Origin of the sequence: Streptomyces sp. NBC_01474 (assembly GCF_035918215.1) — a bacterium.
Classification (GTDB): Bacteria; Actinomycetota; Actinomycetes; order Streptomycetales; family Streptomycetaceae; genus Streptomyces; species Streptomyces aureus.
Genome location: NZ_CP109449.1, coordinates 2,679,473 through 2,700,915, shown reverse-complemented (window position 1 = coordinate 2,700,915; position 21,443 = coordinate 2,679,473). Strand labels below are relative to the sequence as shown.

Annotated in this window: 19 protein-coding genes and 2 pseudogenes; 15 read left to right on the top strand and 6 right to left on the bottom strand. The window is 67.9% G+C overall.

Features of this window, described 5'->3' with window-relative positions; all coding sequences use genetic code 11:
• Window positions 1–811: 811 nt before the first annotated feature.
• Window positions 812–2,500 (bottom strand): TIGR04141 family sporadically distributed protein, encoded by a 1,689-nt coding sequence (locus OG758_RS12755; RefSeq protein ID WP_326710102.1) that lies wholly within the window; start codon window positions 2,498–2,500, stop codon window positions 812–814.
• A gap of 202 nt (window positions 2,501–2,702) precedes the next feature.
• Here OG758_RS12755 and OG758_RS12750 point away from each other — a divergent pair, with 202 nt between their 5' ends.
• On the top strand, window positions 2,703–3,779 hold the full coding sequence (locus OG758_RS12750) for an integrase core domain-containing protein (RefSeq protein ID WP_326710101.1): 1,077 nt from the start codon (window positions 2,703–2,705) through the stop codon (window positions 3,777–3,779).
• Window positions 3,780–4,205: 426 nt separating this feature from the next.
• Here the strand turns inward: OG758_RS12750 and OG758_RS12745 are convergent.
• The 4 genes from OG758_RS12745 to OG758_RS12730 form a co-directional block, all read right to left on the bottom strand.
• Window positions 4,206–5,137 (bottom strand): IS5 family transposase gene (locus OG758_RS12745; RefSeq protein WP_442810302.1). Its coding sequence is split into 2 segments (ribosomal slippage): window positions 4,206–4,778 and window positions 4,781–5,137, totalling 930 coding nucleotides; the frame shifts between segments, so codons are not numbered across the junction.
• Between the two features lie 587 nt (window positions 5,138–5,724).
• Entirely contained in the window at window positions 5,725–6,558 is an 834-nt protein-coding gene (locus OG758_RS12740; RefSeq protein WP_326710100.1) for a fumarylacetoacetate hydrolase family protein, read from the bottom strand.
• Between the two features lie 10 nt (window positions 6,559–6,568).
• Complete coding sequence (locus OG758_RS12735; protein WP_326710099.1) at window positions 6,569–7,450, bottom strand: fumarylacetoacetate hydrolase family protein; 882 nt, start codon at window positions 7,448–7,450, stop codon at window positions 6,569–6,571.
• The gene (locus tag OG758_RS12730; protein ID WP_326710098.1) at window positions 7,447–8,022 is read right to left on the bottom strand and encodes a carboxymuconolactone decarboxylase family protein; all 576 of its coding nucleotides are present in this window, start codon (window positions 8,020–8,022) and stop codon (window positions 7,447–7,449) included. Before OG758_RS12730 ends, OG758_RS12735 begins: the two co-directional genes overlap by 4 nt.
• A gap of 130 nt (window positions 8,023–8,152) precedes the next feature.
• Here OG758_RS12730 and OG758_RS12725 point away from each other — a divergent pair, with 130 nt between their 5' ends.
• From OG758_RS12725 to OG758_RS49030, 10 genes and pseudogenes are all read left to right on the top strand, one after another.
• On the top strand, window positions 8,153–8,911 hold the full coding sequence (locus tag OG758_RS12725; protein WP_326710097.1) for an SDR family NAD(P)-dependent oxidoreductase: 759 nt from the start codon (window positions 8,153–8,155) through the stop codon (window positions 8,909–8,911).
• Window positions 8,912–8,922: 11 nt separating this feature from the next.
• Window positions 8,923–9,702 carry an SDR family NAD(P)-dependent oxidoreductase gene (locus OG758_RS12720; protein ID WP_326710096.1) on the top strand — a complete coding sequence of 260 codons (780 nt, stop codon included), beginning with the start codon at window positions 8,923–8,925 and terminating at the stop codon, window positions 9,700–9,702.
• A gap of 1 nt (window position 9,703) precedes the next feature.
• On the top strand, window positions 9,704–10,987 hold the full coding sequence (locus tag OG758_RS12715; protein ID WP_326715881.1) for an amidohydrolase family protein: 1,284 nt from the start codon (window positions 9,704–9,706) through the stop codon (window positions 10,985–10,987).
• Window positions 10,984–11,760 carry an alpha/beta hydrolase gene (locus tag OG758_RS12710; RefSeq protein ID WP_326710095.1) on the top strand — a complete coding sequence of 259 codons (777 nt, stop codon included), beginning with the start codon at window positions 10,984–10,986 and terminating at the stop codon, window positions 11,758–11,760. The genes OG758_RS12715 and OG758_RS12710 overlap by 4 nt, the downstream gene beginning before the upstream one ends.
• A 7-nt stretch (window positions 11,761–11,767) precedes the next feature.
• Window positions 11,768–11,875 (top strand): annotated as a pseudogene (locus OG758_RS49040) (family 43 glycosylhydrolase); the annotation flags it as partial.
• A gap of 13 nt (window positions 11,876–11,888) precedes the next feature.
• Entirely contained in the window at window positions 11,889–12,203 is a 315-nt protein-coding gene (locus OG758_RS49035; protein WP_442810423.1) for a family 43 glycosylhydrolase, read from the top strand.
• Between the two features lie 91 nt (window positions 12,204–12,294).
• A complete protein-coding gene (locus tag OG758_RS12705) occupies window positions 12,295–12,798 on the top strand; it encodes a family 43 glycosylhydrolase (RefSeq protein WP_442810301.1) in 504 nt (167 codons plus the stop codon).
• Window positions 12,799–12,804: 6 nt separating this feature from the next.
• Window positions 12,805–12,975 (top strand): hypothetical protein, encoded by a 171-nt coding sequence (locus tag OG758_RS12700; RefSeq protein WP_326710093.1) that lies wholly within the window; start codon window positions 12,805–12,807, stop codon window positions 12,973–12,975.
• Between the two features lie 299 nt (window positions 12,976–13,274).
• Window positions 13,275–14,237, top strand: a complete 963-nt coding sequence (locus OG758_RS12695) for an alpha/beta hydrolase (RefSeq protein WP_326710092.1) — start codon at window positions 13,275–13,277, stop codon at window positions 14,235–14,237.
• 543 nt (window positions 14,238–14,780) lie between these two features.
• Window positions 14,781–14,930 (top strand): annotated as a pseudogene (locus tag OG758_RS49030) (alpha-L-rhamnosidase C-terminal domain-containing protein); the annotation flags it as partial.
• A gap of 45 nt (window positions 14,931–14,975) precedes the next feature.
• Here the strand turns inward: OG758_RS49030 and OG758_RS12690 are convergent.
• Complete coding sequence (locus OG758_RS12690) at window positions 14,976–15,797, bottom strand: IclR family transcriptional regulator (RefSeq protein ID WP_326710091.1); 822 nt, start codon at window positions 15,795–15,797, stop codon at window positions 14,976–14,978.
• A gap of 125 nt (window positions 15,798–15,922) precedes the next feature.
• On the opposite strand from OG758_RS12690, the gene OG758_RS12685 reads away from it, so the two are divergent.
• From OG758_RS12685 to OG758_RS12670, 4 genes are all read left to right on the top strand, one after another.
• A complete protein-coding gene (locus OG758_RS12685) occupies window positions 15,923–17,464 on the top strand; it encodes an ABC transporter substrate-binding protein (RefSeq protein WP_326710090.1) in 1,542 nt (513 codons plus the stop codon).
• Window positions 17,465–17,553: 89 nt separating this feature from the next.
• Entirely contained in the window at window positions 17,554–18,495 is a 942-nt protein-coding gene (locus tag OG758_RS12680) for an ABC transporter permease (RefSeq protein ID WP_326710089.1), read from the top strand.
• Window positions 18,492–20,453, top strand: a complete 1,962-nt coding sequence (locus OG758_RS12675) for a dipeptide/oligopeptide/nickel ABC transporter permease/ATP-binding protein (RefSeq protein WP_326710088.1) — start codon at window positions 18,492–18,494, stop codon at window positions 20,451–20,453. Before OG758_RS12680 ends, OG758_RS12675 begins: the two co-directional genes overlap by 4 nt.
• On the top strand, window positions 20,450–21,433 hold the full coding sequence (locus tag OG758_RS12670; RefSeq protein ID WP_326710087.1) for an ABC transporter ATP-binding protein: 984 nt from the start codon (window positions 20,450–20,452) through the stop codon (window positions 21,431–21,433). Before OG758_RS12675 ends, OG758_RS12670 begins: the two co-directional genes overlap by 4 nt.
• Window positions 21,434–21,443: the final 10 nt, after the last annotated feature.

Genomic DNA, 21,443 nt, shown 5'->3' with positions numbered 1-21,443 from the left:
CAGGTGAAGGGCCGTTTTCATAACGGCCCTTTTTCTGTTTCCGGGATCGCTCCCTGGGAGCGACGGGCGGGAGCATGCTCCCTCCCAGTCCCCTTAACGGATTGCTCCCACTCGGGCCGCTGCCCACATATTCGATTTCTTGCCCACGCGTTCACATCCGTGTCCGTTTTGTGACCGCAGTCTCCCCGTCGTGCGGGGGGTCTTATGGGTATGGGCTTGCGCTCTTCTTGCAGGTCACGCTCGCTCCCAGTGGGAGCGGGGCTGGGAGCGGCGTCCCCACAACTGGGGCCGACGATATGGGGCCATGCGAAACCTTGGCCCCAGTTCCGATTTCGACTGGGTGGTATGTCGGATCTCAGCGGTGGCTGTTGCGGGATGCATGGAGATGTTGAATGCACGTGCCGGATGGTGAGCGACGTTCGGGGTCGCGCGGCGGACCCGGTGGGCTGTATGAGTGCGGAGGATTCCCTGGGGAGAAGTTGGGCGCAGTTGGGGACCGATGGAGCGCATCGCAGATCGTGTCCTCGGCGGGACACGATCGGGTACGGGACCGGGCTGAGAGGTGGGCGGTTGCCCTGCGTATTCGCAGTACGGCGTCGGTGCGTGGCGATCGCGGACCACTAGGCACTCAACGAACGCCCTGGTGGGGCGGGCTCTTGGCCGCGCACACGTCCGTGACCTCTCCGGAAGGCACTTGATGCCATGGGCCACGTACGAGAGCGACACCTGGTGGCCGAGTGGGGCGGGGGTGCAAGTGGGTCTTGATGCAGCTACGCGGCTGCCGCGGGGGTGCAAGTGGGTCTTGATGCAGCTACGCGGCTGCCGGCTGGGATGCCTCGCCGCGGCCCTCTTCAGCTTCCTTGATGCCGATGACTTCCACCGTCACGCCCCACTGCTCGAGCTGCTTCGCGGTCTGGGCGAGCGTCACCTGGGAGAAGGCGAAGAGGGTGTCGGGGGTGAGCGTGGTGCCCCGCTTCAGGTAGATCGCGAAGACGAGGTGGCGGGGCGAGAAGTCCTCGGGGAGGACGCGCTTGCCGTTGCTCTTGGTGAAGACCTTGTGGCGGAACTCGGCCCGGACGTCGGCTGATTCGCGCATCATCTGGATGGCGACCAGGCCCTGGTTGTACAGGTGGCTGAGCGGGGCCGAGTGCCCGTGGGCGGGCTTGATCAGTACGAACGTGTCGTCGTCGACGAGCAGGTCGCAAAGCTCGATGCGGTTGGTGCGCTTGAGGGGGTTGTTCGCGAACGCCTTGTCCATGCTGACGTAGTTGCGTGCGTAGGGCTGGTCCATAACCTTGTCGTTGTAGACGCCCTCGGTCATCCCGGCGGTCCACTCGGGCAGCCGGACCGACGGGGTCTCCGGGAATAGGCGGGCGAGCGTGGACCGGATCGTCTTGAGGCAGGCGGCGCCGATTTCGTACCAGGTGCCGTCGAGCAGGCAGAAGTGTCGGGCGCCGAGGGAGACGTTGGCCTCGATCCACTTGACGGTGCGGATCTTGGCGAGCTGGTGGCTGTCCTTGGCCCGCGGGTCGCGGTAGAGCGTGACAGTGCCGTCCCGCAAGGCTTGCAGCCGGTGGCCGGAGGCCTGGAGGCGGGCCCGCTGCAGGACGTAGTCCAGGTCGAAATCGTCCGAGCGGAACGCCTCACTGCTGCCGATCTTCGTGTGGTACGAGTGTGCGGCTGCGAAGTCGTGAAGGTTCTCGCTCGGCACGGCCACGGTGATTCCGCCGGCATCGGGCCGACCAAGAACGTCGTCGAGCGCCTGGTCGAGCGCGTCGAGGATGGCCTTGCCCTTCACCGGCAGGATGTGCTCGACGAACTCCAGTTCCGGCAGCGGAGCGCGTTCGCGGCAGACGCGCGCGATCTCCCGGATGTCGGAGACCAGGGCACCCGGTTCGATGCCCAGGGAGATCTGCAGGCCGCACCCTCCGTGGGCGTTGATGAGTTCGCTACGGCTATTGCGGGCCGTGAGGTTGATGTCGGTGAGGTAGCCGCCCATGCGGCGGATGAGCTGGGTGTGCTCACGGATGCCGAGCGCCAGGACCGAGATGCCGCCAGGGATGAGCGCCATGTCGGTCCTGGCCTGCCCGAGCGAACGCGACACGAAGCCGCGGATGTGCTCGGGGTCGACCTGACGGATGGCGAACGAGAGGCCGAAGCGCTGGTCCTTGAGGTCTTCGGGGATGAGGCGGTAGCCCTGGTCGTAGCCGACGGCGTAGACCTGCTCGTCCACGGCGAGCAGCAGCGCAGCGGTGCGCCGCACCCGCTCCGTGAGCTCGATCCCGGTGGTGCGGGCCACTTCCTCGCACCAGGCCGCCTCCTCCCGCTCCATGGGGGCGACTACCAGCAGGGCGGGTACGCCGAGCCAGGTCTCGGGGACGACGTGGAAGTCGGCGTTCAGCTTGGTGAGCTGTTCAGTGTTGAGGGCGTCGAGCATAGCGCCGGCATCAGGGGCGACATTGGGGAGCCGGTACAGGGTGCGCGAGGCGGTGAGGGCCATGGAGGTCTCCGGGGTCAGGGGTACCGCGCAGGGGCGGTGGCATGGGGTAACACGGGCGTGCCTTACGAGTGGGGTGGTGCTGTGGTGCCGGTGCGGAGCGCGCAGCGCGGGGTGCCCGTCCGGCGTGAAAACTACGGTTCGACTGGCTGACCTGGACCGTTTCCCTGCGGGGGTGGGGTTGGCGCGAGGATGATCGGAGTCCATGCGGTGGTCGTGGATCTATCTCCTGGCGCGGAGCTCGTTGAAACTCGCGAGTCTGCGGTTGCTGAGCAGTGCGGCGAAGGACGTCGAGTTGCTGGTGTTGCGGCACCAAGTTGCCGTGCTGCAGCGCCAAGTCGGCCGGCCGAAGCTGGAGCCGAGCGACCGGATACTGCTGGCGGCCCTCTCACGGCTGCTGCCCAGACAGCGTTGGAGGAACTTCTTTGTCACCCCTGCCACGTTGCTGCGCTGGCATCGCGAGCTGATCGCCGACAAGTGGACCTACCCCCAGAAGAAGCCCGGCCGGCCACGCATACCGCCAGAGACGCGGGAGTTGATCCTGCGTCTCGCCAGAGACAACCCGCTCTGGGGGCACCGGCGGATACAGGGCGAGCTTGCCCAGTTGGGCATCACCGTAGCGGCGGCCACCGTGCGGGCAGTCCTGCGGCAGAACAACGTTCCGCCCGCACCCCAACGTGCACGCGATACCTGGGCCTCTTTCTTACGCGCCCAAGCCTCCGGGGTTCTTGCCTGTGACTTCTTCCATGTGGACACCACCTTCTGCCAGCGCCTGTACGTGCTGTTCGTCATGGAAGTCGAGACGCGCCGCGTTCACATCCTCGGCATCACCACCCACCCCAACCGGGACTGGGTGACCCAGCAGGCCCGCAATCTGATGGTGACGCTGGAGGACCGAGTGGACCGCTTCCGGTTCTTCCTACGCGACCGGGACGGCAAGTTCTCCGACAACTTCGACGCCGTCCTCGCCGGCGCGGGTGTGGAAGTCCTGCTCTCCCCACCAAGATCGCCGAAGGCGAATGCCTTCGCGGAACGATGGGCGGGTACCGTCCGACGCGAGTGCACCGACCGCCTGCTCATCTTCAACGAGCGGCACCTGCGCACTGTCCTGGACACGTATACCGACCACTACAACTGGCACAGGCCCCACCAGTCCCTCCAGCAGCGTGCTCCCCAGGCCGTAGAGGCCGGCGAGCAAACTCCGGCGATCGCGCCCGACAGCCGCATCCGCCGCACCCAGCTACTCGGTGGGCTGGTCAACGAGTACAAGCAAGCGGCCTAACGCCGCCCGGGTAAACGGCGTGGCCAAGGGCCCAAATCGGGGTTTTCGCGCCGGACAGGATGAGGATGGTGGTGAAGGTGCCGGTCGAGGGGCGGGAACACGTGCCAGCCCAAAGCTGCTACGTCGACCACGTGTTACGCGTACACCGGAGCAGAAGTCATCTCGCTGTTCGCGCTCTGCTAAGCGTCAGTCCTCGTCATCCGACGAGGAGCCCCGTCGTACGGAGAATACCAAGACCGCAATAAGCGTCAGGATGACCAGGACCGTGACCAGTCCCCAGATTCCGGACGACCAACCCCCGCTTGTGTGACGCTTGAGGGGCGCCAAGCCGCCGTGTCCAACAGCGAAGATCCCACGCTCCATATCCCCCAGGTTCATGGGCGCAGCGTATTGCTGCCTACGATCCGCGGCTAGGGTCTGCTCGGATCAGCTGCGGAGCCAGATGACGAGGGTCGCGAGGGTGACGGTGCCGAGGTAGATGTAGGCACGTTTCTCGTAGCGGGTGGCGACGGCGTGGAAGCCCCTGAGCCGGTTGATGGCGCGTTCGATGGTGTTGCGTTTCTTGTAGTGCTCGCTGTCGAACGCGGTGGGGCGGCCGCCTCGGGAGCCACGATTGTGTCGGTGTCTTTGCTGGTCGTGGCGCTCGGGGATGGTGTGCCGGATTCGGCGTCGCCGCAGATAGCGGCGACTCTTGCGGGACGTGTAGGCCTTGTCCGCCAACACACTGTCGGGACGGGTGCGAGGTCGACCAACTCCGGCGCGTGGCACGGAGGTCTGCTGCAGGATGTGCTCGAACTGCGGGCCGTCACCGTAGTGGCCGGGTGTCAGGACGAGGGCGAGGGGCAGGCGTAGCCCGTCGGCTGCGAGGTGGATCTTGGTCGTGAAGCCGCCGCGGGAACGTCCCAGGCATTCGCCGATCTGACCACCTCCTCCAGCCGGACGATGAATTTCCGGAGCACTGGATCGGCCCGGTTCGCCCCTTGGACTGCCCCCTTTTGAGGCGGTGTGGTGGGCGGGTTTTTCCTGGCGCCGGCGGCGTGCTGGTGGGCCCGCACCGCTGTTGAGTCCCCCGACACGTCCCAGTCGATCCCGCCCGTGGCATCTTCGGCGGCCTGGACCTTCGACAGCAGCATCTGCCACGTTTCATCTGCCGACCAGCGGCGATGCCGTTTATAGACCGTCTCCCAAGGCCCGAACCGCTCCGGCAGATCCCGCCACTGCACCCCCATCCGCACCCGGTACAACACCCCGTAGATCACCCGCCGGTGATCACCCCGCCGGCCCCCACGCGTCCCACCACGCGGTAAGAACGACTCCAGCCGATCCCACTCCGCATTCGTCAGATCCCCACGGCCCATACAACCAGCCTGCCCCCAACGACCCACTCACGTAAGGAGATCCGGGAAACAGTGCCTAGTGGCGCAGGGCAAGGATCTCCGCGTCGTTGTCGCGATCGCTCATCGGTAGCAGTCGCAGCAGGGCGAACGCGTTGGTGACGGTCAGGTAGGCGAGACGAAGCAACACAAGTGCTCGTCCTGGCGCAGCACCGCACAGACCCCTGAGCTGCACGGACGGCATTCTCGGCAGGCGCAGAGCTCGGCACGCAGAACGATCGTTCGGACACGGGCGCGCTGCAGCGGTACTGCTCCTCCGTCCTCAGCGGCAACGTCAGCTGCCACAACTCGTTGGACCGATCAAGAAGGTCCCAGGGGTTCTTCCCGGCTTTGTCCAGGTGCGCAAGCGCCGCCGCTCGGGCAGCCAGGTCATCCGCTATGAGACCAAATGGCCACCCCAGCCCCGGGCGGCCAGCCAGTATGTCGAAACTCCGAGTCCTTTCACCGCGGCGTGGATGTGCGCGGCGGCCGTGCGTGTCGCAGCTGCAGTCCGGGCCATGACGAAGCGGATCCGCGCCGGCCTCCTGGGTGGCGGCCGGCGCAGGCCGCGTTCATCGGAAGGTCTGGCGCATCTCGCCCAGGCCGTCGATCCGGCTGACCAGGACGTCGCCGTGGCTGAGGAACCGCTGCGGAACGCGACGGTTGCCCACCCCGGCAGGGGTCCCAGTGAAGATCAGGTCGCCGGGGTAGAGCGGGCACACTCCACTGATGAATTCCACCAACTCCGGAACGGAGAAGATCATCTCGCTGGTGCGCGCCGCCTGGACGCTCTCGCCGTTCAACAGGCACTCGATCGCGATGTTGTTCCGGTCCGGCAGCTCGTCGAGGGTCACCAGCGCCGGACCGGTCGGGCCGAAGCCCGGATACGACTTGCCCAGCGAGAACTGCGGCGGTTTGCCGGTGAGTTGGAGGACGCGCTCGGAGAGGTCCTGCCCCACGGTGAGCCCGGCCACGGCCTCCCAGCCTTCACTCGCTGGCACCCGATGGCAGGGTGCACCGATGACGGCGACCATCTCGAGCTCCCAGTCGACGTTGCCCTCGGGCAGTTCGACCTTTGCGGTCGGGCCGACGATGCAGCTGGGGAACTTGGTGAAGAGCAGAGGGACGTCGGGCGGGACGTAGCCGGCTTCGGCGGCGTGCGGACGGTAGTTCAGCGCCACCGCGAAGACCTGGCGTGGTCGCGGGACCGGTGCGTCCAGATCGGCATTCCGGTACGGGCTCGCCGCAGGCAGCTCGGCGCTCTCGGCCCAAGCCTGGAACTCGGTCCAGTCGGTCAGAACGTCCATGGGGTCCGGGCCGAAGCGCCCCGAAGAGGCGTCGGCGATGTCGACCGCGCCATCCTCGGTGAGCAGGACGGCGCGGTCGGCCAGCGTGGCCAGTCGCATCTTCTCTGCCTCAGTTCGCCGGGCCGTATAGGTCGATGGAGAACGGCTCGGTGTCGTGCGCGTCCTTCCAGCCGACCACGTGGTTCCGCAGCGTGCCGACGCCCTCGATCTCCGCCTCGATGCGATCACCCGGCTGGAGGTAGAAGTCGAACGGATTCGGCTGCACGGCGGCGACGCCCGAGATGGTGCCGGTGGTGATGATGTCGCCGGCCGTGTAGCCCTGGGCCGAGTGGTAGGCGACCAGGTGCGGGATCGAGATAATCATCTGCTCGGTGTTTCCGGTCTGCCGCCGCTCGCCGTTGACCCGGAGCTCCATCGCGAGCGCGTGCGGGTGGGGAACCTCGTCCTTCGTGACGATCCAGGGGCCGATGGGGCAGAAGGTGTCGATCCCCTTCGAGAAGGAGAAGACGCCGGACTGCATCTCCCGGCGCTGGATGTCACGCGCGGTGATGTCGTTGAATATGGTGTAGCCGGCGATGTAGTCCTCGGCTTCCTCCGGGCCGAAGAACTTGCCGCTCTTGCCGATCACGATGGCCAGCTCAAGTTCGTAGTCGAGCTCCTTGGTGAGCCCCTCGGGGTACACGATCGGCTGGTCGGGACCGATGACCGCGTCGACGTTCTGGAAGAAGACGATCCCCTTGTGTACCGGGTGCGACCAGTCGACGGCGGTCAGCTCATCGTGGTGGTCGGTGAAGTTGCCTGCGGTGTGGAAGAACTTCTTCGGCACGATCGGCGCCTGCAGGGTGACCTCCCCGAGGGGGAATCGGCGCCCGGTCTCCTCGACCTTCCCTTCCTGTTCGAAGAAGTCGCGCATCGACGGGACGTCGAGCTCGACGACGGCCTCGCCGTCGACGTAGCCGACCTGACCGTCGTTGAAGGTCACGAGTTTCATGCGGAGTCTCCTGGTAGTCCGACGCGGAAGACGCGCAACTGCAGCGCGAGCGTTGCGTAGTAGCCCACCAGGGTGGTGAGCTCCACCACCGCCTCGATGCCGTTCAATGAAACAGCCCGGTCGAAGACGGCGTCGTCAGCGTCACCACTCGCGGCCAAGACCTGCACCAGCTCAAGGGCCGCTGCTTCGGCAGGGTCCGAGAGCTCAGGTGCCGTGCCGGCGTTCACCGCGGCGATCTCCGGGTCGGTCAGACCTGCGGCCCGGCCGATCGGCTCGTGGGCGTAGCGCTCGAAGGCCGAGTCCCACTGGGCAGCGACCACGAGGATGGCGAGTTCGCGGATTCGATCGCTGAGCGAGGTCCGGTAACGGATCGCCGAGCCCAGCTCCTGGAGGGCTGCCCCGACCCCGGGTGCGAACAGCATCGCGTTGAAGGGGCCGTTGAGTCTTCCCTGTGCGTCGGTGAGGGCGAAGAGTTGGGGACCGCCGGCGCGGGGCCCTCCAGTGATCGCGTCGTAGAGGGGGCGTTGGTCGAGGTCGAGTTCATCCGGGGCGAGGCGGGGCAACCGAGTCATGGCGCCGAGTGTCGTGCGCGCATCCGAGCACATGCGGTGCTGTGCCAAGCAATGGCATCGAACTTCGGCACGTTCCAATGATTGAAACGAACGTAGTGCGGATCACACGCCATCGCCTTTCATCCCTCGCATGGATGACTGGCTCGGACTCGATCATCGCGCGGCCTTGGTGGCCGGTGCCGGCGGCATCGGTGCGGCTGCGGCCCTCGGCCTCGCCCGACACGGTGCCCGCGTGACTGTCACGGACGTCGACGAGGAGCGACTCGCCGCCCTCGCCAAGCAGGCCGTGGAGGCAGGACTCTCGATCGCGACCCGCGCGGCCGATCTCACCGACCCGCAGAGCGCTCGTTCCGCGGTCGACGAGAGTGCCGAGACGATGGGCGGCCTCGACGCCTTCGTGCACGCGGTCGGCATCAACGACCGGCGGCCGGTGCTCGAGACGCCCGACGACGTCTGGGAGCGGATCATCGACGTCAACCTCAAAAGCGCCGTGTGGAGCGCTCAGGCGGCCGGCGCCCTGATGGTGTCCGGTGGCTACGGCCGGATCGTCCTGCTGTCCTCGGTCTCCGGAATGCTGGCGCACGCCAACCACGCCCCTTACGCCGCCACCAAGGGCGGAATCAACCAGCTCTGCCGCGTCATGGCTCGCGAGTGGGCGCCGCACGGCGTCACGGTCAACGCCATCGCGCCCGGTTACACCGAGACCGACCTGACGCGCGCCTACCTCGACAAGCCCGGCATGCGCGAAGGCATGGTCGGTCTCGTTCCGGCCGGCCGACTCGGCACCGCCGACGACGTCGTCGCACCCCTGTTGTTCCTCTGCTCCGCGCAGTCCGCGTTCGTGACGGGCCACGTCATGTACGTCGACGGCGGCCGCACCCTCGTCTGAAAGGCAGACCCATGAATCTTCCGCAGCGTTTCACCGACAAGGTCGTCCTGGTCACCGGTGCCGGCACCGGCCTCGGCGCTGAGATCGCCGTCCGGGCGGCCCAGGAGGGTGCCGACGTGGCGATCCACTACCGCAGCTCGCAGGCGGGCGCACGCCGTACGGCCGACCGGGTCGAGGCGGAGGGGCGCAAAGCCTTCCTCGTCCAGGCCGACATCGTCGAATGGGCGCAGATCACGCGCATGGCCGACGAGGTGTGGGGCCACTTCGGCCGGGTCGACGTGGCGATCAACAACGTGGGCGACATGGCCAGCGACCAGATGTCGTGGCGTGAGATCACCGAAGAGGCGATCGACCACACACTCGCCGTCGATCTCAAGGGCACCTTGGTGTGCACCCACGAGTTCGGCTCCCGGATGCTCGAGCAGCCCGACGGCGGCTCGATCGTCAACGTGGGTTCCACGGTCGTGGTCCGCGGCAGCGCACGGGCTCCGCAGTACGCGGCCGCGAAGTACGGCATTCTCGGCATCACCAAGTCCTACGCCCAGGCGTTCGCGCCCAAGGTTCGGGTGAACACCTTCGCGCCCGGTTTCATGGAGACCGAGCGCATGCTCAACCGTCAGGACTACAAGAACGGGCGCGGCGAGGAGCTGCGGGAGATGACCCCAATGCACCACATCCCGAAGCCCGAGGAGGTCGCCGGCACGGCGCTCCTCCTCGCGACCGCAGACGCCCAGCACATCACCGGCAGCTACTTCGTCGCCGACGGTGGCTACAACATGATCGGTGCCTGATATGTCCGAGCAGCGCATCCTCTTCGTCAACGGCACTGTCTTCGACGGCTCGGGCACCCCGGCCGTCCGTGCCGATGTGGTCGTCCGTGGCGAGACGATCGAGGCGGTCGTCGTCGGCGGTGGCGTACAGACGCAACCGGGCGACCAGGTCGTCGACTGCACCGGCAAGACGGTCATGCCGGGCATGATCGAGTCGCACTGCCACCTGACCTTCCCCTCGGCTGTCGGGCACATCGATCCCTCCTTCAACCCGCCGCTGGACGTCAGCTTCTTCCATCACATGCCGACGCCGGACGAGCACCTCGAGATCGCGAAGCGCAACGCGCGCATCCTGCTCGACCAAGGCTTCACCAGCGCCTACTCGGCCGGCTCGTTGACCCCCGTGCCGACGGAGGTGATCCTCCGTGATCAGATCAAGGCCGGTGCCGCGGTAGGACCGCGGATGCGTGCCGCGTCGTTCGAGCGCGACAACAACCCGGTGCAGATGGGTCCCGACGGCCCGCGCGAGCAGAAGACGGGGCCGGACGCGGTGCGCGCGTTCATCCGCGAGCAGGCCGCGATCGGCTTCGACAGCGTCAAGCTGCTGATGAGCAACGACGACGTCTTCTTCGAGGGCGGGTCGATGGTGACGCAGTACAGCACCGAAGAGGCACAGGCCGCCGGCGAGCAGGCGCGCGAGTCCGGTGTCTGGCTCAACTGCCATGCCCAGAATGCCGAGTCGATCAAGCTGGCGGTCACCAGCGGCTTCCGCTCGATCTATCACTGCTCCTACGCCGACCAGGAGGCGATCGACCTACTCGACGAGGCGAAGGACTCGATCTTCCTCTCGCCGGCTGTCGGCATCATGTGGGCCAACGTCCACGAAGGCGAGGAGTTCGGCATCGACACCGCGATGGCCGGGAAGATGGGCTCGGTGAAGTCGCTCGAGGCGATGACGAAGCTCTACCCCGAGCTCCGCAAGCGCGGCCTGCGCGTGTTGCCAGGCGGCGACTACGGCTTCCCCAACAACCCGATCGGCCGCAACGCCCGCGACCTCGAACTCTTCGTCAAGCTCTTCGGATACAGCCCGATCGAGGCACTCAAAGGGGCCACCTTGTACGGAGGTCAGGTCCTCGAGTTCCCGGTCGGCCTCCTGGCGCCGGAATACCTGGCCGACATCCTCGTGGTGGACGGAGACCCGACGCAGGACGTGACCGTGCTGCAGGACGCCGAGAACCTCGTCGCCATCGTGCAGGGCGGCCGGTTCCACACGTGCGCCGAGCAGCTCACGCGCGGTGTGGCATGAGGCGGTTCGACGGCGTCGAGTACGCCGTGATCCCGGGCTTCCGCCCGCTCGAGCTCGATCTGTACCTGCCCGACGCGGTATCCGCGGCGGGCGCTGTCGAGGTGCCGGTCATCGTCCACGTACACGGCGGTGGATGGCGACGCGGTTCGCGTCGTCACCCGCTGCCGCGCCTGGGTGAGGACTTCTACCCCGCAATGGTGCGGGCGGGCTTCGCGGTGGCGGCGATCGACTACCGGCTCAGTGGTGAGGCGCCCTACCCAGCTGCTGCCGACGACGTTCGCGCCGCAGTCGGCGCCATAGCCGAGATCATGGCGCCCCACGAGGTCGGCGCAGGGCAGGTGTTCCTCTGGGGCGACTCCGCCGGCGGGCACCTCGCTCTGCTGGCCGCACTGACCGGCTCCGCCGTGGCTGGAGTGGTCGCGTGGTTTCCGGTCACCGACCTGACCGCCATGCCCGACCCCGTCGATCCCCGGACGCGCGAGGCGCTCTTCCTGGGAGCGCCGGCCGCAGAGATCCCGGACCTTGCCCGCGAGGCCAGCCCGATCAACCACGTGCGTGCCGATGCGCCGCCCATGCTGGTCATGCACGGCGACAGCGACACGATGGTTCCGACCGCGCAGAGCGTCGACTTCGCCGCGGCCCTGACCGCAGCGGCAGGGTCCGCGCAGTTGCTGCTTGTGCCTGACGCGAACCACTTCTGGGACGGCGCCGCGGACGTGACCGCCCTGCATCAGCAGTCGCTCGCCTTCTTGCAGTCGCTCGTCACGCCATGACCCGTCCATGATCCCGGGATTCAACCCGGACCCCAGCGTGGTGCGGGTAGGTGACGACTACTACCTCGTCACCTCGTCGTTCGAATACCTGCCGGGGCTGCCGGTCTACCACAGCACCGAATTACGGACTGGCGTCAGATCGGTCATGTGGCGACCAGACGGAGCAGGTCGGGCTCGAGCGGATTCCGACGCCCGGCGGAGTCTGGGCCCTGACGCTGCCTTATCGCGACGGCCTCTTCTATCTCATCGTCACCGTCTTCCTCGGCGGCCGGGGCTGCATCGTCTTCACGGCGACCGATCCGGCCGGCCCGTGGAGCGACGGTGTGAGCATCCCTGCCGTCGACGGGATCGACCCCGATATCTCGCCTGGGACGACGACGGCACTGCGATCGTCACGTTCGCCCGCTATCCCGAGCCGATTCAGCAGGCCCGCGTCGACTTGACGTCCGGCTACGCCATCGAGACGCCCCGTGCGGTCTGGGCCGGCAGCGGCGGCTTCGACCCCGGGGGCCCGCACCTCTACCGCCGTGGCGAATGGTGGTGGCCGAAGGTGGCATGGACCGTGGCCACGCCGTCATGGTGGCCCGCGCTCCCAGGCCGGACGGACCGTTCGAGGGCTGCCCGGGGAATCCGGTGCTCTCCGCCGCCGGCACCGGTTGGCCGGAGCAGAACCTCGGCCGCGCCGACCTGGGTGAGGCCGACGGAGGGACGGCGCTCGTCTGCCTCGGAGTCCGACCGGTGGGGCTGGCGAAGGCGTTCTCGCCTCTCGGCCGCGGGACCTTCCTGGCCGACGTCGACTGGGTCGACGACTGGCCGAGGGCGCGGCTGACCGAGTTGCCGCCGGCGCCGGCCGAGGAGGTCTCCTACGACCTCGGCGCGCCGGACGCGCTGACCAACCCGATCTGGATCGCCGTGCGCCAGCTGCCGGTCGCGGTCGCTCCTCCCACGCCCGACGGTCTTCTCATCCGTCGCACTTCCGGTCACACCGGGCTGGACGGCTCACGACCGGCCTTCGTCGGGCGTCGGCAGCAGCATTAGGGCGCCGTGGTCGGTGTCTTCGACGTTCGGAAGGGTCGTGGGGGCCTTGCGTTCCGCACCGCGGAGGACAACCTGGTGGCGCTCGAGGCCCGCGCCACCGGAACCGAGGTCGAGGCCGAGGCGCGGGTGGTAGTGGCGGGATTCGACCGGACCTGGCACGCCACCCTGCCGTGCTGAGATGTCGAACTCACTATCGCGACGGCGCCGCCGGCCGACTTCTCCGCCGGTGCGGTCGGGGGTGACCGGATCCGGTTGACGGCCCGGGTGGCCGACGACGACGTGACGCTTGTCGAGCTGGACGGCCGACACTGGTGCTTCGAGACCGCCAAGGCGCGTTCACGGGCCGGGTAGTCGGGCCGTTCGCGACCGAGGGCGCGGTTCGGGTCCGCCGGCTCCGGTGCTCGGGTCGGTCCTGACGTTCCATTCAATGGGGCGGCCAGGTGACGTGGATCAGCGCGACCGCGAGGCTGCGACGCATGCCGATTCATCCTGAGACCCTCCAGCGCTTCGCGCACATCGAGGGTGTTCCCAGCATGCAAGCCCTGTTCGAGGACCCCCAGTACGCCGAGCGGCGGGTCGCGTTCGAGTCCTGGCCGGACTACGAAGTCCCCGACGTCGCGGTTCGCGCAGCGGAGGCGCCCGGGCCGCACGGTCCTGTGCCGGTACGGGTATACGGCGAGCGTTCAGGAGTGACCGGGCGACCCGCTCTGGTGTGGATGCACGGCGGCGCCTTCATGATGGGCGACCTGGACATGCCCGAGGCGGACTGGACCTCGCGGGAGGTGGCGCAGCGTGCTGACGCGGTCGTCGTCTCGGTCGACTACAGACTGTGTCAGAACGGCGTGCACTACCCGGTGCCCCACGACGACGTCGTGGCCGCGGTGCGCTGGGTCCGCGAGAACGCGGCCGATCTGGGTGTCGACCCCGCGTGGATCTCGGTCGGCGGGGCCAGTGCCGGCGCCAACCTCGCCGCGGGAGCCGCCCTGAAGCTGCGCGACGAGGACCGCCGCCCCCCCGCCTACCTGATCTTCGCCTACGGCGTCGCCCACGCGGTGCTCCCACCGCTCGGTCCCGAGCTGGCCGACCTGATGGGGCACGTGCCCCAGATGCTCCACTTTCCGCCGGAGATGCAAGGCTTCTTCAATCACAACTATCTCGGTGGCCCACTCAGCAAGGCCGACGGATATGCCTTCCCGATCCTGGCCGACCTGCGAGGGATGTGCCCGACGCTGGTGCTCAACGCCGAGTACGACGACCTGAGGGTCTCCGGCGAGGCCTTCGCAGCGGCGCTCGCGGCCACCGGCGTGGACGTGCGCCAGGTGATGGTGCGCTCGATGCTGCACGGCTACCTCAATCTCGCGGCCACTGTGGGGCCGACCGCCGCTGCGCTGGACCTGATCGCAGCCACGGTCGGCCGGCCGGTGCCGCTCGGCGCATGAGCGCGCCGACCGCGCTGGCCGTCGAACACCTCGGTTCTCCGCTCGGGCTCGGTTAACCCGCGCCTCGGCTGTCGTGGCGGCTCCCGGAGGGCACGCTCACCCAGACCGCGTACCGGATCCGAGCGGAGTTCGGTGGTGCAGTGTGCACGACTCGGACTGGGGCGAGTCCGCCGGGAGTGCCCTGGAGACATGGCCGTTCGATCCGGCCGGGTCGGCGCGGCCGGTGAGCCGGCAAGCGCAGGTGCGGACCGATCGAGGGGGAGTCCGGCTGGTCGGCCGCGGCGAGCTTCGGCACAGGCCCGACCTGATCGACACTGTGTGCGACGACCGGCGGGCCACTGACGCGGCCAGATGGTGCCCTGTGGAGCCGGCCGGCCTGGGTTACGAGACGCTGTTCTGGTCGCCGGCGCCACCAACGCGTCGCATCGAAGAGCTACGGCCGAGGTCGGTGGTACGACGCGGCGATGATCGGCAACTGGTCGACCTGGGCCAGAACATCAACGGTTGGGTCAGTTTGAGCAACCTCGGCCGGCGGGCAGCGAGGTGACGCTCGTGCACGGCGGTCTCACCGCGGCTCCGCGCCGACCCGAGTCGCCCTATGGGGGCATCGGGTCGGCCTGGCAGCTCGGAGGCGGCCGGTTGCTTCTCGAGGTCGTCTTGCCCCAGGGCACGACCGCCGAGGTCGTCATGCCGAACGGTGAGGTGGATTGGATGTGGTCGGCCCTGGCCGGCACACCTTCACGACCTGAATGCTGCCGGTGGCACGGCCGCGCTGGGGGCGCCGAGGGCGCGCGAGATGCCCTGCGCGGCGATTCTCACCGCGTAGGTGAGCCGGCGTGGCTGCGCCTCCCGTTCGGGGAGCAGCACGCCGATCGCGGCGACCGCTTCGTCGCGCTCGTCGAAGATCGGCGCCGCCACCGCCACCAGCGTCTCCAGCTCGGTACGACGGAAGATAGCCACCCGTTCCTTGCGCACTTCGGCGAGCGTGCGCCGCATCACCGAGGCCGGAATCAACCGCTTGTCCGGCTCGCTGTGCAGCGGCCGCGCGAGCAGTTCGTCCTGCACCTCGGCCGGTGCAAAAGCGAGGAGTGCCAGCCCCATGCCTGTCGTGTGCAGCGGCATCTTGCCGCCGACCCGGTACCGCACCTGGACCGCTCTGTGCGCCGAGAGACGCTCGACCAGCGTTGCCTCCAGCCCATCGCGGACCGCGAGTTGTACGTGCTGACGCGTGACCGCTCCCAGGTCGCTCATGAAGGGCAGAGCTGTCTGGCGCAGACCGTGACCGCGCGGGGCGAGTGAGGCAACCTCCAGCAGCCGCAGCCCGATCGAGTACCGGCCGGCTTCGTCTCGCTCGAGAGCACCCCAGTCGAGCAGCCGGTTGGCCAGCCGCAACGTCGTGCTGACCGGAATGCAGCTGAGCCTGCTCATCTCGCGCAAGGTCAGGTGCCGCCGCGTCGCGTCGAACGTCTCGAGCAGCGACAGCGCTCGGTCAATGACCGGTTCTCCCTGCGGTGGTCGCTTGCCCCGGCGTCGGGTCGGGGCGGCAGCCGTCTCGCTCACAAGTGACACCTTTCGATCGAGCGTTTCAATCAATGGCAATCATTACTGACTTGTGTGACTGGCGTCACTCATTGTTCTCGTCAAGTCGGGCTAAGGCCCCGACCCGGACAACCCGAGAGGCTTCGATGACCGGCTTCACCTTCAAGCGTCTGGGAGTCAGCACACTGGCCCTGGCGGTAGCCACCGTCTCTCTGGCGGCGTGCGGCTCTTCGACGAACAGCGCTGATCGTTCTTCGAGCACCACGCTGACCATCGGCTACGACTCCGACCCGGCACCGCAGGGCTACGACCCGCTGCTCTACGGCGGCGGCCAGCGACTCTTCTACGAGTCGGTCTACCAGTCGCTCTTCGCGGAGGGCGCCGACGGTCAGCCCGTCCCTGAGCTCGTCTCAAGCTTCAGCTATAACAAGGCCAAGACTCAGATGAAGCTGAAGCTCAAGTCCGGCGTCACCTTCACCGACGGCTCCAAGCTCACCGCTCAGCTGGTCAAGGAGAACCTCGACCGTCGCAGCGACTCCAAGCTCCAGGCCTACTCCGGCTTCGCCAAGGGCGGCTCGAGCGAGATCACAGACGTCAGGGCCCCGAGCGCGAACACCGTGGTGCTCACCTTCCCTGCTGCGCAGAGGTCGTTCCAGACGAACCTTGCCGGCGTCCCCGGGACGATCGTCGGAGCGAAGGCGATCAGTGACCCGAGCCTGCTCAATCGGGGTCCGGACGGCTCGGGCCCGTACAAGATGAACGCCGCGGTCAAGGGCAGCAGCTACACGATGAGCCGCCAGCCCCGCACGAACACGGGCACCTACCCGTTCCAGACGATCGTCTACAAGCCCCACCTGGACAAGAACGCTCGCCTGAATGCGCAGATCTCCGGCCAGACCGATGTGTCGCTCATCGACACGTCCACGGAGCAGACGGCGGCGTCCAACGGCGTCTCTCTGGCCAAGAACGGCGGCACGATGCTGGACCTACTGGTCTTCGACAAGACCGGGGTGAGCTCGAAGCCGTTCGGCAACAAGGACGTTCGCCTGGCACTGAGCTACGCGATCGACCGGGACGCCTTCGTCAAGACCGTGGCGAAGGGCGCCCAGCCGACAGCCAACGCCTTCCCCAAGTCCTCGCCCGGCTACGACCCCGCGCTGAACACCCAGTACTCCTACGACGTCGCCAAGGCGAAGCAGACGCTGAGCCAGGCCGGCTACCCGAACGGGTTCTCGTTCACCATCACCGCCAGCCCGACCAATCGGGCCGAGTTGGAGTTCCTGCAGAACGAGTTCAAGGCGATCGGCGTTGACATGAAGATCGACGTCACCACCTCGACCGACCAGCTCTTCGCAGCGATCAACTCCCAGCCGCTGGGCTTCATCCCGCTGACGATGAGCAACGAGATCGGCGTTACCACAGGGGTTCTCGTGGGCGGCTTCGCGAACCCGCACAAGACGCAGGACCCGCTGATCGGGGCTGCGCTCGGGGCGGCCGCAAACGCCTCCGCCTCGGACTACCCCGCCGCGGTCAAGAAGCTGAATGGCTCGCTGATCAACGAGGGCTGGCTGATCCCGGTCGCCGAGCAGTACTCGTACGCCGGCTACAACGCCAAGGTGCTCAAGGCGCCGGCCTATCCCGGCAGTGACGGCTACCCGCTGCTGAGCTCGTTCAAGCCGGTGTCCTGACCATTCCCGGCAGTTGGCCGGCGGTCCACAGGATCGTCGGCCGACCGACGGGACAGCGTGCTCGGTGCCGTGATCTCAGAAAGGAATTCATGTTCGCCTACCTCGCCCGTCGTATCGGGCTCGGTGTCGTCACTGTCCTGGTGGCGTCCGCCCTGAGCTTCCTCCTGGTGCACGCCTCCGGCGGCAGTCCAGGAGCCATCACCGCCGGGGAGGGGGCGACCAGAGCCCAGATCGCGGCGGAGAACGTCCGGCTCGGCTGGGACCGTCCGCTCGTCGCCCAGTACGCGAGCTGGCTGGGACATGCGGTCCGTACCAACCTCGGGGTCTCGTTGATCGACGGTACCGGCATCTGGCCGGACCTGATGCAGCGCATACCGGTCACCGCTTCGACGGCAGCCTTCGCGACTCTGTTCAGCGGGATCCTGGGGATCCTGGTCGGAGTCGTGGCGGCGGCGCGCCGAGGCCGACTCGATCGCCTGATCACGGTGACCAGCGGGGTCGTGCTCTCCCTGCCACAGTTCTGGCTCGGCATCCTGCTGGTCTATGTGCTCTCGGTGAATGCGCATCTGCTGCCCGCCACCGGCTATGTCGGGTTCATGACCTCGCCGACGCAGTACTTCCAAAGTCTGGTTCTCCCGGTGCTCGCCCTGGGGCTGACGGGAGCCGCGATCATCGCGCGCACGACCAGGGCGGGCATGGTCAACGCGCTGCAGCAGGAGCACATCCGCACCCTGCGGGCCCTCGGCACGCCGGTCTGGCGGATCCGCTACCTGCACGCGCTCCGCTTCGCCGGTGCGCCGGTGGTGTCGGTGCTCGGCATCCAGTTCATCGCCCTCTTCGGTGGCTCGGTCATCATCGAGCAGCTCTTCGCGCTGCCGGGTCTCGGCCAGGCCGCACAGACCGCGATCAACACCCACGACTTCCCCGCGGTCCAGGGCGTCGTCGTCATCGCGACCGTGGTTGTGGTCGCCACCAACCTGGTCCTCGACCTCGTCCTCGCTGTCCTCGACCCGAAGGTTCGTGCCGCGTGAACGCCTTCACTGAACCCCTCCAGCTGCCCGCGGCGTCCGAGCCGGCGTCCGGCCGCCGCCGACTGCCGGCCTCGCTGCGCCGCCCCGAGACCGTGCTCGCGATCGCATGGCTGGTCGCGATCGTGATCGCCTCGGCGATCGCGCACTGGTGGGTGCCATTCCATGTCGACCAGCAAGACCTCGCTCACGTCCTGGCCGGCCCTTCGCGCAGGCACTGGCTCGGCACCGACGAACTGGGTCGCGACATCTTCTCCCGGATCGTCACCGGTGGCTGGATCTCGATCGGTCCGGCACTGCTGGCAGTGGCGGTGGCCTTCTGCGTCGGCGTGCCGATGGCGTTGCTCGCAGCCGAGCACGGTCGGAGGGTCGAGTGGACCTGCAGCCGCGTCGCCGAGCTGCTCCTGGCACTGCCGACGACCGTGATTCTGCTCGCCTTCGTCGGCGCGGTGGGGGTCCATGTCTGGGCCATCATGGCCGTTCTCGGGCTTCTGCTCGCGGCGCCGGTGTATCGGATCCTGCTCGCGTTGGCTCAGTCGCTTCGCACCCGCCTCTATGTCGATGCGGCGAGGGTGAACGGCGTCGGCTCTCTCCTGGTGAACGTGCGTCACGTGCTGCCCGGCATGGCGACCACGATCGCCGTCCAGGCGGCGCAGCTCTTCGCGCTCGGCATCCTGATCGAGGCCGGCCTGGCCTTCATGGGCTATGGGCCGGCCATACCGGCGCCGAGCTGGGGCGGCCTCATCGGCGACGCTCAGCAGCACATCTACGACGCCCCCTGGATGATGGTTCCCACCGGTGTCGTGCTCGCGCTGACCGTGATCGCGGCCAATCAGATCGCCGACGCCCTGGCTGGTGAGCGACAGCGGACCGCACCTGCTCGCCGCCCCGTGCGACGAGCGGGTCGACCTCGAGCAGCGGCTCCGGCCGCGGGCGGGGCATTCCCTCGGACCGATGGATCCCTGCTCGAGGTGCGCGATTTGCACGTCGGCGTCGTGGAGGGCACGGAACTGGTCACCGGCGTCTCGGTTTCGGTCCGGTCCGGTACCGTGCTCGGCCTGGTCGGCGAATCCGGGTGCGGCAAGACGATGACGGCACGGTCGCTGATGGGACTGCTGCCCGACGGCGTCGAGGTCAGCAGCGGCTCCATCCTCTTCGAGGGCCGGGATCTGGTCGGGCTTTCCGACAAGCAGCACCAGGCCGTCCGCGGACGGGATATCGCGCTGATTTCGCAGGAGCCGATGGTCGCGCTCGACCCGATGTTCTCCATCGGCTATCAGCTCACCCAGCCCATCCGCCGCTTCCGCCGGGTCGGCCGCGCAGAGGCCCGCCGCATCGCGCTCGACTTGCTCGCCCAGGTCGGCATCGTCGACCCCGAGCGGATCCTGCGCAGCTACCCTCACGCACTGTCAGGCGGCATGGCCCAGCGAGTCTGCATCGCCCTCGCGCTCACCGGCTCGCCGAAGCTCTTGATCGCCGACGAGCCGACCACTGCTCTGGACGTGACCGTGCAGGCAGAGATCCTCAGCTTGCTGCGCTCACTGGTGCGCAGCACCGGCCTGTCGGTCGTCCTGGTCAGTCACGACCTAGGTGTGGTGGCAGACCTGTGCGACGACGTCGCCGTCATGTATGCCGGTCAAGTGGTCGAGTCCGGGACCGTGGCCGAAGTCTTGGACCAGGCCGCGCATCCCTACACGAATGCGCTGCTGAGCGCGAACCCCCACATCCCGCAGGGGGATTCGGTCCCGGACCGGCTGCCCGCGATCCGGGGCACGGTGCCGGCGGCGAAGGACTGGCCCACCGGCTGCAGGTTCGCGAGCCGGTGTTCCCTGGCCACCCCCGAATGTCACGAGCCGATCGCGGCGGCGCCGGCGCACGGTGCAGGAACCGTGCGCTGCATCCATCCGCTGGCCCTGGCGCCCAGCAGGGCCATGCCGAACGAATCCGGAGTCGTCCGATGAACCAGTCAGCGCTCTGCGTGCGGGATCTTGTCGTTCACTACGGACGTCGTCGCAGGACGCCGCCCGCCATCAACGGGGTCAGCTTCGACATCGCGCCAGGCGAGACTCTCGGGCTGGTCGGTGAGTCCGGCTCCGGCAAGTCGACCATCGGCAAGGCGATCCTGGGACTTCAGGCGGCGAGTTCTGGGGCGATCAAGCTGAACGGGACGGACATCACCACGGCCTCGCTGCGACAGCGGCGGGTCAGCGCGATCGACCTGCGCGTGGTCTTCCAGGACCCCTACTCCTCGCTCAATCCGACCCAGAGCATCGGCCAGACTCTGGTGGAGCCGCTACGGCTGTTGCGAGTCTCGAAGCAGGAGCAGTGGCAGCGGGCCCGAGAGGCGCTTGAGGCGGTCGGTCTCCCGAGCGATGCGATCGACCGCTATCCGGCGCAGCTCTCCGGTGGTCAGCGTCAGCGAGTGGCGATCGCCCGGGCCCTGGTCTGCGACCCGAAGGTGATCGTGCTCGACGAGCCGGTCAGTGCTCTCGATCTTTCGACCCAGGCGCAGGTGTTGAACCTGCTGGCAGACCTGCGTGACCAGCGACAACTCGCTCTGCTCTTCATCGCGCACGACTTGGGCGTCGTCCGGTTCCTCTCCCAGCGGGTCGTGGTTCTCTACCGCGGCCAGGTGATGGAGCAGGGCGATGTCGAGTCGGTGACCCAGGACCCACGTCACCCCTACACCGTGGCGCTGACCGCGGCGGCACCCGTGCCTCATCCGGCCGAGCAGGCGCACCGTCGCGCTGCGCGCGAAGCATTGGGCATCGGCGTGGCCGGGACAGCCGCGGCGGCACCGACGGGCTGTCCGTTCGTCAACCGGTGCCCGCTCGCGGGGGACCTCTGTCGCACCGAGCGGCCGCTCCTCACCGGCCCCGGTGACGCCTCTGCGGCTTGCCATCGCCTCGATGAGGTCGCCGCGCTTCGTGCGACCCGCTGACCCTCGAACC